The organism is Nocardioides sp. CER19, assembly GCF_029846275.1.
Lineage (GTDB): Bacteria > Actinomycetota > Actinomycetes > Propionibacteriales > Nocardioidaceae > Nocardioides.
Window position 1 is genome coordinate 45,899 of record NZ_JARVWS010000002.1, and the last position, 14,311, is coordinate 60,209.

Genomic DNA, 14,311 nt, shown 5'->3' on the forward strand with positions numbered 1-14,311 from the left:
TCCATGGGGCATGGAGACCCGGGAGACCCCTGAGAGCGTCGTCGTCATCGGAGCAGGACTGGCGGCCGCGCACGCGGCCGAGACCCTTCGCGAGAGCGGCTTCGACGGCGGCATCACGATCGTCGGCCGCGAACCGCACCCGCCGTACGAGCGACCGCCGCTGACCAAGGGCTTCCTCACCGGCGCCGATCCCATCGAGTCGGCCTTCCCGCACGACAGCGACTGGTACGACGCCCAGAAGATCCGGCTGCTGGGCGACACCCATGCGGTCGCCATCGACCGGGACGCGCGCACCGTCGCACTCGACACGGGCGAGACCCTGGCCTACGACCACCTGCTGCTCGCCACCGGCGCGAGCCCCCGGGTCCCCGACCTGCCGGGCGCCGACACCGCGTTCTACGTCAGGACCATCGCCGACTCCGAGCGGCTCAAGGAGGCGTTCCAGGCCGGCGGCCGCGTCGCGATCGTCGGCGGCGGCTGGATCGGGCTCGAGGTCGCCGCCGCGGCGCGCGGCTACGGGCGCGACGTCACCGTCCTCGAGCAGTTCGACCTGCCGCTCGGGCACATCCTGGGGCCCGACGTCGCCGCCTACCTCCGTGACCTGCACGTCCGCAACGGCGTCGACCTGCGGACCGGCGTGAGCGTCTCGGCGATCACCGCCGACGGCGTGGAGACGTCGGCCGGCAGGGTGCCGGCCGACATCGTGGTCGTGGCCGTCGGCGTCGCTCCCGACACCGCGCTCGCGACCGCCGCCGGGCTCGAGGTCGACAACGGCATCGTCGTCGACGAGCACCTGCGCACGTCCGACCCGAACATCTACGCCGCCGGCGACGTCGCCAACGCCCTCAACCCCACGCTCGGCAAGCGGCTGCGGGTCGAGCACTGGGACAACGCGATCCGCCAGGGCAAGCTGGCCGGGCGGGTGATCGCCGGCGAGGACGCGACCTACAACTGGCAGCCCTACTTCTTCACCGACCAGTTCGAGTTCTCCATGGAGTACGTCGGCCACTCCTCGCCCGGCGACCAGGTCGTGGTGAAGGGCGCGCCGGAGGACGACGAGTTCGTCGCCTACTGGCTGGCGGACGGGCGGCGCGTCACCGCGGCGATGAACGTCAACATCTGGGACGTCAACGACCGGCTCCGCGAGATCGTCGGGAACGACGTGGACCCGGCCCGGCTCACCGATATGCGCTGATCACCTCACGACCGCGGTCGATGAGCGCGTTGAGGACGCGCTCGGTCGCCGCGACGTCGTCGGCGGGCAGTCCGTCCCAGATCGGGCCGGACGTCGTCTCGGTGCGCTGCCACACCACCGCCATCAAGGCGCGGCCGTCATCGGTCGCCGTGCCGTCGGCCACGAGCCCGCGGTCGGTGAGCGCGGCGACGAGTGCCTCCGCGTCGGGGAAGTGGGCGCGGTCGGCGACGAGCGTGGCCAGGTCGCCGCGCCTCTCGTTCTGGGCCGCGAGCCGCAGCGTCACCCACTCGGGCTCGGTGAGCCCGGTGCCGTCGAGGTTGCGTCGCAGGATGGCGCCGAGCGTCTTCTCGGTCTCGCCGATCAGCTGGGGTCCGAAGGTGGGCATGTCGTCTCCTCAAATCGTTGGGAGCCCCAACGATACACATGGTTGGGACCACCAACAAATATGTCTATGATCGACCCGTGCCGGTCTCGCGCGTCGTCCAGCAGCCCACGTGGCTCCTCAGCCGGGCGAACGCCCGCGCCCAAGGCCTCCTCTACACCGCGTTCGCGGAGGAAGGCCTGCGCCCCGTGCACTACCGCGCCCTCGCCGCGCTGGACGAGCACGGGGAGATGAGCCAGGCCGAGCTCGGCCGCCAGCTCGGCCTCGACCGCAAGGACGTGACGGTCGCGCTCGACCACCTCGCCGACTGGCGGCTGGTCCGGCGGCGTCCCGACCCCGCGGACGGCCGCCGCAACGTCGTCACGCTCACCACGAGCGGCCGGGAGCTCCTGCCGCGCCTCGACAGCCTGCTCGGCGACGTCCAGGAGCAGGTCCTCGGGCCGCTGAGCGCCGATCAGCGCGCGCTGCTGGTCAGCCTCCTGGCCCGGCTCGATGACACGTCGCCGTCCTCGTGAGGTCCCTCAGAACCGCTTCCACCAGAGGTTGACGGCGTAGTCGACGTCGGTGCCGCTGTGGGTGGCGAGGACGGCGTCGGCGAGCTCGGGCGTGAACTCGATGCGCACCACCGCCTCGAGGTCGGCCCGGGACGCGAACGACCAGCCCATGTCCACGGCCTCGCGGGTCCAGCCGCGGGTCGACCAGAACCGCTCGACCGCGTCCGGATCGACCGCCGGATAACCGCGCCGGAACCACGCGCCGAACGTCGAGCGGGTGGCGTCGTTGTCGATCACGAGGGCGGTCCCGCCCCGGCGTACGACGCGGTCGAGCTCGGCGAGGCCGGGCTCGCTGCCCGGCCCGAAGAAGTAGGCCCACCGCACGTGCACCACGTCGACGGACGCGGGTGGCAACGGGATCGCCTGGGCGACGCCCTCGAGGACGGTGACGTTCGCGTTCCGCCGCGTACGGCGACGGGCGAGTGCGACCAGCGACGCGTGCGGCTCCACGCCGGTCACCGTGCGCGCCGTCTCCGCGAACCGCGGCAGGTGGTAGCCCGTGCCGCAGCCGAGGTCGAGCACGTCGCGGCCCGACCAGTCGCCGACGGACTCCATCGCGCCCCACAGCGCGCCGTGCGGGTCGGCCGCGTGGTTCTCGAGCTCGTAGGTCGCCGGGTGGTGCCAGATGTTGGGGCTCGGGATCGCCCCCGTCATCTGTGTCAGATCCGGACCGTGCCGTTGGGGGTCGCGAAGTTCGCGGCCACCAGGCCGGGCGTGCCGTGCTCGGCGACCCAGCGGACCTCGACGTTCTCGGCCGGCTTCCCGGTCCAGGGGTCGACGCGGTCCCGGAGCGACTCGCCCACGTAGTCGCGCACCCGCTGCGGGTCACCGGAGATCTCCACCGCCGTCAGCGTGACGTCGGAGCCGGCGTTGCCGGGGTGCAGCTCGGCGGGCATCTCCCACTGCAGGAAGTAGGGGAGCTGCGGGTCGACGATCAGGTCGCTGAGGCCGATCTGCCGCCAGAGGAGCTCGGTCCCGTCGGGCTTGTGCCGGTTGCCCGGCTGGGCCGGGCGGCCGAGCCGCTCCTCGATCCGGCTGATGTCGTCCACCGAGATGACCCAGCCGAGCCAGCCGCCGCCGAGCGCCGACCGGGCCTTGACGGCCTGCCCGTAGGGAGCCTTGTCAGAGGCGGGGTGGTCCAGGCACTCCACGACCTCGAGGTAGATCCCACCGCGCAGCGGCAGCGTGTAGTTGCGGGTACCGAAGCGCGGGTGGACGCCACCGTCCTCGAACTCCTGTCCCAGGAGCTCGCCGATGCGCTTCGCGGTGCCCACCAGCCCTTCGGGGCCGGCGGCGTAAGAGAGATGGTCCAGGCGCATGCCAGGATTCTGAACACCTCCTGAGAAGCCCGCGACAGGGGGGTCCCAGTCTCTTGACATCGAGACTTAACCTTCCTCCCTTTCCGCCGCCTCCGTCAGCGCGGATCGGCGGGGTGCAGCGCGAGCGCCGACCGGGAGCGCACGTGCGCCTCGCAGTGGCGCGTGAGCTCGTCGTACGCCGCCTGTCCCATGAGCGCGACCAGCTCCGGCTCATGGGTGAGGTAGACGGGCTCGACGGCGGTGTGCGCCTCGGTGTTCCCGGAGCAGTACCAGTCCAGGTCGTGGCCACCCGGCCCCCAGCCTCGGCGGTCGTACTCGGTGATCGTCACCTCGGTGTAGGTCGACCCGTCCTGGCGCTCCACGTCGCGGAAGGCGCGCTTGAGCGGCAGCTGCCAGCAGACGTCCGGCTTGGTGTCGACGTGGGAGCGGTCCTGCTTCATCGCGAGGATGTGCAGCGCGCAGCCGGCTCCCTGCGGCGCACCCGGCCTGTTCTGGAAGACGCAGGCCTGCTGCCCGTCGGCGACGACGACGCGCGTCTTGCGGGCTCCCTCGTCGTCCTTCTCCACCCAGTCCTTCGTGCGCACCTCGCCCTCGGGCATGAGCTGCCACTCGTCCTCGGTCAGCTGGGCCACGAACCCGGCGACCCGCTTCTCGTCGGCCCGGTCGGCGAAGTGCGCGCCGAGGGTGCAGCACCCCATGTCGGGCGCATCGGAGTAGATGCCCTTGCAGCCGCCGCCGAAGATGCACTGGTAGGACGACGTCAGCCAGGTGAGGTCGCACCGCATGACCTCCGACTCGTCGTCGGGGTTGGTGAACTCCACCCAGGCGCGCGGGAAGTCCAGGGGCACCTCGGGCATGGGGAAATCGTACGTGCGGCCCGTTCGGACCTGCACCGAGCACGCCACGTACGCCGCGCCCGGTACGTTGGGGCCATGCGTCTGGGCGTGCTGGACATCGGCTCCAACACCGGGCACCTCCTCGTCGTCGACGCGCACGGGGGAGCGGCCCCGCTGCCGGCGTACTCGTTCAAGCAGCCGCTGCGGCTGGCCGAGCACCTCGACGAGACCGGTGCCGTGAGCCGCGAGGGGATCGAGGCGCTGACCGCCTTCACCCACGAGGCCGTCCGCGTCGCCGAGGACAAGGGCTGCGCCGAGATGCTCGGCTTCGCCACCTCGGCGGTCCGTGACGCCGACAACTCCCACGACGTGCTGGCCCATGTCGCCGACCGCACCGGCGTGACGATCGACGTGCTCAGCGGCGAGGACGAGGCCCGGCTGACGTTCCTGGCCGTACGCCGGTGGTTCGGCTGGTCGGCCGGACGACTGGCCGTCTTCGACATCGGCGGCGGCTCGCTCGAGCTGGCCGGCGGCTCCGACGAGGCGCCCGACGTGGCGTGGTCGCTGCCGCTCGGCGCCGCTCGGCTGGCCCGCGTCTTCGTCGGTACCGGTCCCGACGAGGACGCCTTGCGCGACCTGCGCCGCCAGATCCGCGCCGACATCGCCCGCGACGCCGGCCACCTGATCCGGGCCGGCGTACCCGACCGGGCGGTCGCGACCAGCAAGACGTTCCGCAGCCTGGCGCGCATCTGCGGCGCCGCGCCGTCCGGCGAGGGCCCGCTCGTGAGCCGGGCGCTGCCGCTCGCCGAGCTGCGGGAGTGGTTGCCCAAGCTGATCGTGATGTCCCGCGACGAGCTGTGCGCCCTCCCGGGGGTCAGCGCGAGCCGCGCCCACCAGATCGTCCCCGGCGCGCTGGTGGCCGAGGCGTGCATGGACATCTTCGACCTGCCGGCGCTCGAGATCTGCCCGTGGGCGCTGCGTGAGGGCGTCATCCTGGAGCGCCTCGACCACCTGAGCTTCCTCGGGTCGGACCAGTGACCCGGATCGGCCTCTCGACCGTCTCGGTCTACCCCGAGTCGACCGCGCACGCCTTCGCCTACGCGGCCGGCGTCGGCTACGACGCCGTCGAGGTCATGGTGGGCGTCGACGGCCTCTCCCAGCAGGTCGAGGCGGTGCGCCAGCTCTCGGTCCACCACGAGATCCCGATCAGCGCCATCCACGCTCCCTGCCTGCTCTTCACGCAGCGGGTGTGGGGCACCGAGCCGTGGGGCAAGCTCTACCGCTCCGCCGACATGGCCCACGCCGTGGGCGCCGGCACCGTCGTGGTGCACCCGCCGTTCCGCTGGCAGAAGGAGTACGCCGCCGGGTTCGTCGCCGGCATCGAGCGGCTCGAGAAGGAGACCGGGCTGTTCTTCGCCGTCGAGAACATGTACCCCTGGAAGGCCTCCTCGCGCCGTGGCGTCGAGATGTACCTTCCGGGCCGCGACCCCTCCGACGAGTCCTACGCCAACGCCACCATCGACCTCTCGCACGCCGCGATCGCCGGCGACGACATCGTGGAGATGGCGAAGCGGCTCGGGCCGCGGCTGCGCCACATCCACCTCACCGACGGCACCGGCTCGGCGAAGGACGAGCACCTCGTGCCCGGTCGCGGCAGCACCGGCGCGGACCGCTTCCTCCAGCACCTGGCCGGCAGCGGCTTCGACGGCGAGATCGTGGTCGAGATCAACACGCGCAAGGCCGCCACCAAGGCCGACCGCGAGGCCGACCTGCGCGAGTCCCTCGAGTTCGCCCGCCAGCACTTCGAGGCCGAAGCCTCGTCATGAGCGTCGGGCCGGCGGTCGAGGCGCGGGACCTCCGGGTCACCCGAGGCGGTCACGAGGTCCTGCACGGCATCGACTTCGCCGTCCCGGGCGGCGAGGTGACCGGCCTGCTCGGGCCGTCGGGCTGCGGCAAGACGACGCTCATGCGTGTGCTGGTCGGCGTCCAGGCACACGTGGAGGGCACCGTGACGGTCCTCGGCCAGCCGGCCGGGTCGCGCGGCCTGCGCTCGCGGATCGGCTACGTCACGCAGGCCGCGAGCGTCTACGACGACCTCAGCATCGTCGAGAACCTCGCCTTCTTCGCCCGGGTCCTCGGCGTCGGCCGGGACGAGATCCACCGCTGCATCGAGGCGGTCGACCTCGCCGGTCACGGCGACCAGGTGGTCCGCAACCTCTCGGGCGGCCAGCGGTCACGGGTGAACCTGGCGGTGGCCTTGCTGGGTGAGCCGGACCTGCTCGTCCTCGACGAGCCCACCGTCGGGCTCGACCCGGTCCTCCGCGAGTCGCTCTGGGCCACCTTCCACCGCCTGGCCGACGACGGCGCGGCGGTTCTCGTCTCGAGCCACGTGATGGACGAGGCCGAGCGCTGCGACCGGCTGCTGCTCATGCGCGACGGGGCCTTCCTCGCCGAGGGGGCGCCGGCGGAGATCAAGCAGAAGGCCGGCGTCGATGACGTCGAGCAGGCCTTCCTCGCGATCGTGCGGGGTGCCGGATGAGCCCCCGCCGCACGCTCGCCGTCGCGGTGCGCGTCCTCGCCCAGGTCCGTCGCGACCCGCGGACCCTGGCGCTGCTCGTGCTGGTGCCGTGCCTGCTGATGACGCTGCTGTGGTGGATGTTCAAGGACGAGCCCGGGTTCAACCTCTTCGACCAGATCGCGCCGGCGCTGCTGGCGATCTTCCCGTTCATCGTGATGTTCCTCGTGACGAGCGTGACGACGCTGCGGGAGCGGTCGGGCGGCACCCTCGAGCGGCTGCTCGCCATGCCGCTCGCCAAGCTCGACCTCCTGCTCGGCTACGCGCTCGCGTTCGGGCTGCTCGCGGCGATCCAGGCGGCGGCCGCCGTCGGGGTGAGCGTCGGCCTGCTCGGCCTCGACATCGAGGGCTCGGTCTGGCTGCTGGCCGTGGTCGGTATCGCCGACGCCGTGCTCGGCACCGCCCTCGGACTGTTCGTCAGTGCCTTCGCCCGGACCGAGTTCCAGGCGGTCCAGTTCATGCCGGCGCTCGTCGTGCCCCAGATCCTGCTGTGCGGGCTGCTCGTGCCGCGGGACGCGATGCCCGAGGTGCTCCACCGGATCAGCGACGTGCTGCCGCTCTCCTACGCCGTCGATGCGATGAACGACCTCGCCGGCAGCGCGGCGACCGCCGACGTCTGGCGGAACCTCGCCGTCATCGCCGGCTTCGCGGTCGCGTTCCTGGCGCTCGGCGCCGCCACCCTCAAGCGGCGCACTGCCTAGACTCGCGCCCATGTCCCGCTCCCGCATCGCGATCGTCGGCGTCGGCAACATGGGCGAGGCGGTGCTCTCCGGCCTCGTGAAGTCAGGGCACGCGCCCGAGGACCTCGCCGCCGGCGTGCGCCGCACCGAGCGCGGCGAGGAGCTGACCGCTCGCTACGGCGTGCGCGCCGGCTCCGCCGCCGAGGTGGCGGCCGCGGCCGAGATCGTCGTCCTCGGCATCAAGCCGTACGACGTCGTGACGATGCTCCGCTCGCTCGACCTGAAGCCGGGTCAGCTCGTCGTGTCGCTCGCCGCCGGCATCACCACCGCCGCCATGGAGGCGGCGGTCCCCGACGGTGTCGCGGTCGTCAGGGTCATGCCGAACACGCCGTCGCTGGTCGGTGAGGGGATGTCGGTCGTGGCCGGCGGAGCGACCGCGGCCGAGGACGACGTGGCCGATGCGGTCGCGCTCATGAAGGCCGTCGGCGACGTGGCGGTCGTCCCGGAGAAGCAGGTCGACGCGGCCGCCGCGATCTCCGGTTCGGGGCCGGCCTACGTCTTCTACGTCGCGGAGGCGCTCGTCGAGGCCGGCGTCCACCTCGGCCTGCCGCGGGCGACCGCGGCGCAGCTGGTCACCCAGACCCTGGCCGGCTCGTCGCTGCTGCTGCGCGAGACCGGCGAGCACCCGGCGGTCCTGCGCGAGCAGGTCACCTCGCCCGGGGGCACCACGGCCGCCGCGCTGCACGCGCTGGAGTCGGCGGCGGTCCGGGCGGCGTTCCTCGACGCGACCCGCGCCAACCGCGACCGGTCGCGGGAGATCTCCGCCGAGGGCTGAGCCCCGCCAGCCGCTCAGCGGCCTCCGGAGGAGTGCACCTGGTCCGACCAGACCGCCCGGGCGCCGGACTCGCCGACGCGGTAGACCTGCACGCTGGTCGCGATCGCGGCGACGGCGGCCAGCGCGGCGACGGCGGTCGGCAGCCAGGCCCGTCCCGAGCTCGCCCGGTCGGCGGTCGTGCGCCGCGCGAGGACCGTGAGGACCAGCGCGAGGACGGCCAGCGGCACCGCGAACCAGATGAGCTGGTCACCGAGCTGGGCGTGCCTCCCGGGGTCGCCGACATGCTTCTCCAGGGCCTCGCCGCTGGAGGTGGCGACCGGCACGAGCACCGCCGCGAGGGCGGCGATCCCGGTGACGAGGGGCCCGTAGTGCGCCCGCCAGCGGGGGACCAGAGCGAGGCCGAGGGTTCCGAGCGCGGCGAGCGGGAGCAGGACCACGACGGCGTGGACCACGAGGGGGTGGACGGGCAGGCCGTCGATCAGGTCGAGCACCGCGCCACCCTCCCCGAGGGACCCTTGCGGCAACCTGACTGCTGGCTGACTGCTGGCTGACTGCTGGCTGACTGCTGGCTGACTGCTGGCTGACTGCTGGCCGACTGCAGGCCGACTGCAGGCCGACTGCAGGCACCGGCCGCCCGGCTAGGGAGCCTCGGTACGCAGTGCGGCGAGGAGGCCGACCAGGTCGTCGACCACGCCCCGCACGACGGGCAGCCGGGAGAGCCGGGCCAGCCGGTCGACGAGCGGGACGGCCCGGGAGACGAGCAGCCGGGTCCGGTCCTGGTCCGGTGAGGCGTCGTAGACCCAGAAGAGCACCAGACCCATGTGGAGCATCCACAGCAGGCCGGGCAGCTCGGCGCGGACCGCCGGCGCGAGCTTGAGGTCGGAGCCGGCGACGACCCGCTCGAAGATCGCGATGCTCGCCTCGCGGGCCGGGGCAGACTCGGAGCTGAACGGTGAGAGCGGGCTGGCCGGGTCGGCCGCGTTGCGGAAGAACTGCCCCGCGAACCGGTGGTGCGGCGCGGCCACCGTCAGCCACGCGTCGAAGACGCCCGCGAGCCGGTCGGCGAACGAGCGCGACGACGCCAGGGCGGCCTCGGCGGCCGCGGCGTGCTCCTGCTGGATGCCGTCGTAGAACGCCTGGACCAGGTGCTCCTTCGACCCGAAGTAGTAGTAGGCGTTGCCGCTCGAGACGCCCGCCTCCGTCGCGATCGCCCGCATCGTCGTCTTGTCGTAGCCGTCGCGGCGGAACAGCCGCATCGCCGCGTCGAGGATGACCCGGCGGGTCTGCTCCGCCTTCGGCGTCAGGTCCGGCACGGCGGCCAGCCTAGGCGCCCGCGCCGAGGGGTCCGCGCCGGCGCCAGCGGCAGCCGCGCAGGACGAGCGCGAGCAGGTGCCAGATGACGAAGGCCGGTGTACCGATCCACAGGCCGAACCACACGCTGAAGCAGAGGGCCGCGCCGAGCTCGTCCAGGCCGTCCGTCGCCACGGCCCCGATGGTGTCCACCGCGACCCAGGCTCCGACGTCCACGACCCAGAGGAGCAGCACGGTGAGGATGTCCCGGCCGGGGTCCCGGGTGTCGACGGCGGCCATCGCCACGCTGCCGAGGCCGACGTACGCCGCGCCGACGAGGAACAACCCCAGAGCGTCGGTCCACGGCGGTGCCAGCAGGAGCAGCCAGAGGAGGCCGGAGGCCAGCAGGCTGGCGAGCATCGCTCGGTCGAGCGGTGGCCGAGGTGTGCCGTCATCCATGGTCGACCCTTCTTTGAACGCGTTCAAACCACCGATGCCGCGGACGCTAGCGAATGTTTTGAACATGTTCAAGTGGGATGGCACGGGTTCGCCCCGTCCGCGCCGCGCTAGGTTCGACGCCGTGGAGTGCAGTGGCCCGGCGACGGTGGTGTTCGACCAGAGCCTGACGGAGTACGACTTCGGTCCGGCCCACCCGATGAGCCCGCTCCGCATCGACCTCACGATGCGGCTGGCCGACGAGCTCGGCGTGACGGGCGGACGGCTGCGCACCGTTCCGGCTCCCCTGGCCGACGAGAACCTGCTGGCGACCGTCCACGACCCGGCCTACATCGAGGCCGTCCAGCGCGCGGGCCGCACCCTGGAGCCCGACCTGGCGCACGGGCTCGGCACCGAGGACGACCCGGTGTTCGCGAACATGCACCACGCCAGCGCCCACATCGTCGGGGCGAGCGTGGAGGCCTGCCGCCAGGTCTGGACCGGGGAGTCGCTCCACTCCGCCAACGTGATGGGCGGCCTGCACCACGCGATGCGCGCCTCGGCGAGCGGCTTCTGCGTCTACAACGACGTGGCGGCCGGCATCCAGTGGCTGCTCGACAACGGCGCCAAGAAGATCGCCTACGTCGACGTCGACGTGCACCACGGCGACGGCGTCGAGCGGGCGTTCTGGAACGACCCGCGGGTGCTGACCATCAGCCTGCACGAGACCGGCCAGGTGCTGTTCCCGGGCACCGGCTTCGCGAGCGACCTCGGCGGCCGGGACGCCGCGGGCAGCGCCGTCAACGTCGCCCTGCCGCCCGGCACCGCCGACGCCGGCTGGCTGCGCGCCTTCCACGCGATCGTGCCCGACCTCCTGCACGGCTTCGAGCCGGAGGTCCTGGTGACGCAGCAGGGCTGCGACTCCCACATCGAGGACCCGCTGGCGCACCTGATGCTGACCGTCGACGGCCAGCGGGCGACCTACCTCGCCCTCCACGAGCTGGCCCACGACGTCGCCGGCGGTCGCTGGGTCGCCTTCGGCGGTGGGGGGTACGCCGTCGTGGAGGTCGTGCCCCGCGCCTGGACCCACCTGCTCGCCATCGTGGGCGGCAGCCCGCTCGACCCGGCCCTCGAGACCCCCGGGGGCTGGCGGGAGCACATCCTCGAGCGACTGGGACGGGTGGCGCCCGGACGGATGACCGACGGGCGTGAGCCGCGCTACCGTGACTGGCGGGAGGGCTACGACCCGGACGCCTGGCTGGACCGGCAGGTCCACGCGACGCGGATGGCGGCGTTCCCGCTGCACGGGCTCGATCCGAGCGTCTGGTGACGGCCTGAAAGTAAAGACCGAGAACACCTGGTCTAGCGAGTTTCAAGGCGACACGCCGGGAAAGAAGAAATCGCAGAAGTTTCCTCTTCCCCATGAGTCACATCAGGCTCTATTCTCACGGCACGCGGCGCGTGCGAGCATCGGTGGGGAAGCCGATGGCGCGCCACAAGAAAGTACGGTGGACACGATGGCTGGAAAGCCGGATCTCTCCGAGGCGAAGTTCCTGACCGTCGCCGAGGTCGCTGCGATGATGCGCGTCTCGAAGATGACGGTCTACCGCCTGGTGCACGGTGGTGACCTCCCGGCCGTCCGGGTGGGCCGATCGTTCCGCGTCCGCGAGGACGACGCCAACGAGTACATCCGCAACTCGTTCTACAACGCGGGTTGACCAGCGTCCACGGAGCCTCTCGATTCCGCCCGGCCAGCGCCGGGCGGCTAGGCTGTCCCGGTCCGGCTTGAGCCGGATCCGGTACGTGAAAGGTTTCCCGTGGGTTCTGTCATCAAGAAGCGCCGCAAGCGCATGGCGAAGAAGAAGCACCGCAAGCTGCTGAAGAAGACGCGAGTCGCGCGTCGCAAGCTCGGCAAGTGACCTTGGCGGTCGCACGGCCCCCGTGGGCCCGCGACCTCGCGGACGGGTGGTCAACCTCACCCGTCCGCGCCCGATCCCCGCTCGCATGAGTCGATAGGGTCGCCACGTGGCCGGACGCGTCGTGCTCGTCACCGGGGTCTCACGAGACCTCGGGCGGCGGTTCGCGCGCGCTGCCGCCGACCACCCCGACGTCGAGCGGGTGATCGGCGTCGACGTCGTACCGCCTCGCGGTGACGTCGGCGGGGTGTCGTTCGTGCGCGCCGACATCCGCAACCCGGTGATCGCCAAGGTGATCGCCAAGGAGGACGTCGACACCGTCGTCCACATGAGCGTCATCTCGACCCCTGGCTCCAACGGCGGCAGGTCGACGATGAAGGAGCTCAACGTCATCGGCACCATGCAGCTGCTCGCTGCGTGCCAGAAGGCGCCGACCGTCCGGCAGCTCGTCGTGAAGTCGACGACGCACGTCTACGGCGCCAGCAGCCGTGACCCGGCGATGTTCACCGAGGAGATGGAGCCGCGCCGGCAGCCTCGGGGCGGCTACGCCAAGGACGTCGCCGAGATCGAGGGCTACGTGCGCGGCTTCGCGCGCCGCCGGCCCGAGGTGGTCGTCACCCTGCTGCGCTGCGCCAACGTCCTCGGCCCCCAGGTCGAGAGCCCGATCGCGAGCTACCTCCGCATGCCGGTCATCCCGACCGTGCTGGGTTTCGACCCGCGCCTGCAGTTCGTCCACGAGCGCGACCTGCTCGGCGCCCTCGGCCACGCGGTCGCCGCCGCGGTGCCCGGCACCTTCAACATCGCCGGCGAGGGCCTGCTGACGCTCAGCCAGGTCGTACGCCGGCTGCAGCGCCCGACGCTGCCGCTGCCCGGCTTCGCGCTCGGTGGGCTGGGCGGGGCGCTCCGCTCGATGCACGTCTCGGAGTTCTCGCCCGAGGTGCGGGCACTGCTCACCTACGGCCGCGGGGTGGACACCACTCGGATGCGGCGCGACCTCGGCTTCTCGCCGCGGTTCTCGACCGCCGCCACCGTCGACGACTTCGCCTCCAACCTGGTGCCCACGGGTGGGCGCACCGACCGGCTGCTCGCCGACCTCGAGCACCGGCTCCCGTCGGCCCGAGCCGCCGTCGAGTCGGGAGCGCACCGATGAGCGAGCGCGAGCACATCGAGGGCGCCGAGGTCATCCCGATCGGCACCCGGGGCCGACCCGGCCGCGGGACCGGGCAGCGGCCCTCGGCGGCCGCGCGCGGCCTGGCCGGCAAGGCAGCGAAAGGGCCGGCGCAGCGGCCGCCGCGTCCCAAGAAGGCGGCCGAGCCACCGGTCGTGCAGGCGGTCCCCGAGGAGGCTGCGGAGGCGCCCGTGTCCGCGGCCGTCGTACGAGAGCGCTCGCCGATGGCCGGCATCCCGGTCAGCGACTGGCAGGCCGCGCTCGAGGGCGCGGCGCGCGAGGTCCTCGGCACCGACTGGGAGCAGCAGCTCGCTCGCCTCCTCGCCTTCCTCCGCCGCCGCGTGACGGGCGACTACGTCGTCGACGACTACGGCTTCGACGCCGAGCTCACCCAGCGCTTCCTCCTGGCCACGCTGCGCCCGATCGCGGAGAAGTGGTTCCGCATCGAGGTGCGCGGGACCGAGAACATCCCGGCCGACGGCGGCGCCCTCGTCGTGTCCAACCACTCGGGCACGATCCCGGTCGACGGGCTCATGACGATGGTCAGCATCCACGACCACACCGGCCGGTTCCTGCGCCCGCTCGGCGCCGACCTCGTGTTCCGGATGCCGTTCGTCAGCTCGCTCGCCCGCAAGGCGGGCGCCACGCTGGCCTGCAGCGAGGACGCCGAGAGGATGCTGCGCGGCGGTGAGCTCGTCGGCGTCTGGCCGGAGGGCTTCAAGGGCATCGGGAAGCCCTACAGCGAGCGCTACAAGCTGCAGCGCTTCGGCCGCGGCGGCTTCGTCTCGGCGGCCCTGCGCACCGGCGTTCCGATCATCCCGCTGTCGGTCGTGGGGGCGGAGGAGATCTACCCGCTCGTCGGGAACGTCCCGTCGCTCGCCCGGATCCTCGGCGTGCCCTACCTGCCGATCACGCCCTTCTTCCCGCTGCTCGGCCCGCTCGGCCTGGTGCCGCTGCCGTCGAAGTGGATCATCGAGTTCGGTGAGCCCATCCGCACCGACGACTACGACGCGGGAGCCGCGGACGACCCGATGCTCGTCTTCAACGTCACCGACCAGGTGCGCGAGACGATCCAGCAGACGCTCTACTCGCTGCTGATGCAGCGCCCGTCCGTCTTCCGCTGAGG

19 protein-coding genes are annotated in these 14,311 nt (G+C 72.3%); 12 read left to right on the forward strand and 7 right to left on the reverse strand.

All coding sequences use genetic code 11. The features are described 5' to 3' along the window. Positions 1-10: 10 nt before the first annotated feature. Positions 11-1,195: an FAD-dependent oxidoreductase gene (locus tag QDS12_RS08735; protein WP_279878599.1), complete on the forward strand. Its 1,185-nt coding sequence runs from the start codon at positions 11-13 to the stop codon at positions 1,193-1,195. Here the strand turns inward: QDS12_RS08735 and QDS12_RS08740 are convergent. Beyond that, the gene (locus QDS12_RS08740) at positions 1,179-1,580 is read right to left on the reverse strand and encodes a MarR family transcriptional regulator (protein WP_279878601.1); all 402 of its coding nucleotides are present in this window, start codon (positions 1,578-1,580) and stop codon (positions 1,179-1,181) included. The genes QDS12_RS08735 and QDS12_RS08740 overlap by 17 nt on opposite strands. Before the next feature lie 77 nt (positions 1,581-1,657). Between QDS12_RS08740 and QDS12_RS08745 the strand changes: the two genes are divergently transcribed. Beyond that, on the forward strand, positions 1,658-2,092 hold the full coding sequence (locus QDS12_RS08745; protein ID WP_279878602.1) for a MarR family transcriptional regulator: 435 nt from the start codon (positions 1,658-1,660) through the stop codon (positions 2,090-2,092). 6 nt (positions 2,093-2,098) lie between these two features. On the opposite strand, the gene QDS12_RS08750 is transcribed toward QDS12_RS08745, so the two are convergent. From QDS12_RS08750 to QDS12_RS08760, 3 genes are all read right to left on the reverse strand, one after another. Then, positions 2,099-2,785 (reverse strand): class I SAM-dependent methyltransferase, encoded by a 687-nt coding sequence (locus QDS12_RS08750; protein ID WP_279878603.1) that lies wholly within the window; start codon positions 2,783-2,785, stop codon positions 2,099-2,101. Between the two features lie 5 nt (positions 2,786-2,790). Next, positions 2,791-3,450, reverse strand: coding sequence for a VOC family protein (locus tag QDS12_RS08755; protein WP_279878604.1), 660 nt, complete (start codon positions 3,448-3,450; stop codon positions 2,791-2,793). 95 nt (positions 3,451-3,545) lie between these two features. Then, on the reverse strand, positions 3,546-4,307 hold the full coding sequence (locus QDS12_RS08760) for a hypothetical protein (RefSeq protein WP_279878605.1): 762 nt from the start codon (positions 4,305-4,307) through the stop codon (positions 3,546-3,548). A gap of 75 nt (positions 4,308-4,382) precedes the next feature. On the opposite strand from QDS12_RS08760, the gene QDS12_RS08765 reads away from it, so the two are divergent. Genes QDS12_RS08765 through proC form a run of 5 tightly spaced genes read left to right on the forward strand, consistent with a single transcriptional unit; the run spans position 4,383 to position 8,376 of the window. Further along, on the forward strand, positions 4,383-5,324 hold the full coding sequence (locus QDS12_RS08765; protein ID WP_279878606.1) for a Ppx/GppA phosphatase family protein: 942 nt from the start codon (positions 4,383-4,385) through the stop codon (positions 5,322-5,324). Next, entirely contained in the window at positions 5,321-6,112 is a 792-nt protein-coding gene (locus tag QDS12_RS08770) for a sugar phosphate isomerase/epimerase (RefSeq protein WP_279878607.1), read from the forward strand. The genes QDS12_RS08765 and QDS12_RS08770 overlap by 4 nt, the downstream gene beginning before the upstream one ends. Continuing rightward, a complete protein-coding gene (locus QDS12_RS08775; RefSeq protein ID WP_279878608.1) occupies positions 6,109-6,825 on the forward strand; it encodes an ABC transporter ATP-binding protein in 717 nt (238 codons plus the stop codon). Before QDS12_RS08770 ends, QDS12_RS08775 begins: the two co-directional genes overlap by 4 nt. Beyond that, complete coding sequence (locus QDS12_RS08780; RefSeq protein ID WP_279878609.1) at positions 6,822-7,562, forward strand: ABC transporter permease; 741 nt, start codon at positions 6,822-6,824, stop codon at positions 7,560-7,562. Before QDS12_RS08775 ends, QDS12_RS08780 begins: the two co-directional genes overlap by 4 nt. 10 nt (positions 7,563-7,572) lie before the next feature. Further along, positions 7,573-8,376 (forward strand): pyrroline-5-carboxylate reductase, encoded by an 804-nt coding sequence (gene proC / locus QDS12_RS08785; RefSeq protein WP_279878610.1) that lies wholly within the window; start codon positions 7,573-7,575, stop codon positions 8,374-8,376. A 14-nt stretch (positions 8,377-8,390) separates the two neighbouring features. On the opposite strand, the gene QDS12_RS08790 is transcribed toward proC, so the two are convergent. From QDS12_RS08790 to QDS12_RS08800, 3 genes are all read right to left on the reverse strand, one after another. Beyond that, positions 8,391-8,867 (reverse strand): DUF2231 domain-containing protein, encoded by a 477-nt coding sequence (locus QDS12_RS08790; RefSeq protein ID WP_279878611.1) that lies wholly within the window; start codon positions 8,865-8,867, stop codon positions 8,391-8,393. Positions 8,868-9,014: 147 nt separating this feature from the next. Then, complete coding sequence (locus QDS12_RS08795) at positions 9,015-9,689, reverse strand: TetR family transcriptional regulator (RefSeq protein ID WP_279878612.1); 675 nt, start codon at positions 9,687-9,689, stop codon at positions 9,015-9,017. Positions 9,690-9,699: 10 nt separating this feature from the next. Continuing rightward, complete coding sequence (locus QDS12_RS08800; RefSeq protein ID WP_279878613.1) at positions 9,700-10,125, reverse strand: hypothetical protein; 426 nt, start codon at positions 10,123-10,125, stop codon at positions 9,700-9,702. 121 nt (positions 10,126-10,246) lie between these two features. On the opposite strand from QDS12_RS08800, the gene QDS12_RS08805 reads away from it, so the two are divergent. From QDS12_RS08805 to QDS12_RS08825, 5 genes are all read left to right on the forward strand, one after another. Further along, the gene (locus tag QDS12_RS08805) at positions 10,247-11,431 is read left to right on the forward strand and encodes an acetoin utilization protein AcuC (RefSeq protein ID WP_279878614.1); all 1,185 of its coding nucleotides are present in this window, start codon (positions 10,247-10,249) and stop codon (positions 11,429-11,431) included. 187 nt (positions 11,432-11,618) lie between these two features. Beyond that, positions 11,619-11,819, forward strand: coding sequence for a helix-turn-helix domain-containing protein (locus QDS12_RS08810; protein ID WP_279878615.1), 201 nt, complete (start codon positions 11,619-11,621; stop codon positions 11,817-11,819). 99 nt (positions 11,820-11,918) lie between these two features. Further along, the gene (locus QDS12_RS08815) at positions 11,919-12,020 is read left to right on the forward strand and encodes an AURKAIP1/COX24 domain-containing protein (protein ID WP_017933175.1); all 102 of its coding nucleotides are present in this window, start codon (positions 11,919-11,921) and stop codon (positions 12,018-12,020) included. A gap of 106 nt (positions 12,021-12,126) precedes the next feature. Continuing rightward, the gene (locus QDS12_RS08820) at positions 12,127-13,167 is read left to right on the forward strand and encodes an NAD-dependent epimerase/dehydratase family protein (RefSeq protein ID WP_279878616.1); all 1,041 of its coding nucleotides are present in this window, start codon (positions 12,127-12,129) and stop codon (positions 13,165-13,167) included. Between the two features lie 14 nt (positions 13,168-13,181). Further along, complete coding sequence (locus QDS12_RS08825) at positions 13,182-14,309, forward strand: 1-acyl-sn-glycerol-3-phosphate acyltransferase (protein WP_279880397.1); 1,128 nt, start codon at positions 13,182-13,184, stop codon at positions 14,307-14,309. Positions 14,310-14,311: the final 2 nt, after the last annotated feature.

Excerpts from the sequence above, each read along its gene's own strand:
- QDS12_RS08735 (WP_279878599.1), top strand. The coding sequence starts at position 11 with ATGGAGACCCGGGAGACCCCTGAGAGCGTCGTCGTCATCGGAGCAGGA.
- QDS12_RS08740 (WP_279878601.1), bottom strand. The coding sequence starts at position 1,580 with ATGCCCACCTTCGGACCCCAGCTGATCGGCGAGACCGAGAAGACGCTC.
- QDS12_RS08750 (WP_279878603.1), bottom strand. The coding sequence starts at position 2,785 with ATGACGGGGGCGATCCCGAGCCCCAACATCTGGCACCACCCGGCGACC.
- QDS12_RS08755 (WP_279878604.1), bottom strand. The coding sequence starts at position 3,450 with ATGCGCCTGGACCATCTCTCTTACGCCGCCGGCCCCGAAGGGCTGGTG.
- QDS12_RS08760 (WP_279878605.1), bottom strand. The coding sequence starts at position 4,307 with ATGCCCGAGGTGCCCCTGGACTTCCCGCGCGCCTGGGTGGAGTTCACC.
- QDS12_RS08765 (WP_279878606.1), top strand. The coding sequence starts at position 4,383 with ATGCGTCTGGGCGTGCTGGACATCGGCTCCAACACCGGGCACCTCCTC.
- QDS12_RS08775 (WP_279878608.1), top strand. The coding sequence starts at position 6,109 with ATGAGCGTCGGGCCGGCGGTCGAGGCGCGGGACCTCCGGGTCACCCGA.
- QDS12_RS08780 (WP_279878609.1), top strand. The coding sequence starts at position 6,822 with ATGAGCCCCCGCCGCACGCTCGCCGTCGCGGTGCGCGTCCTCGCCCAG.
- proC (WP_279878610.1), top strand. The coding sequence starts at position 7,573 with ATGTCCCGCTCCCGCATCGCGATCGTCGGCGTCGGCAACATGGGCGAG.
- QDS12_RS08800 (WP_279878613.1), bottom strand. The coding sequence starts at position 10,125 with ATGGATGACGGCACACCTCGGCCACCGCTCGACCGAGCGATGCTCGCC.
- QDS12_RS08810 (WP_279878615.1), top strand. The coding sequence starts at position 11,619 with ATGGCTGGAAAGCCGGATCTCTCCGAGGCGAAGTTCCTGACCGTCGCC.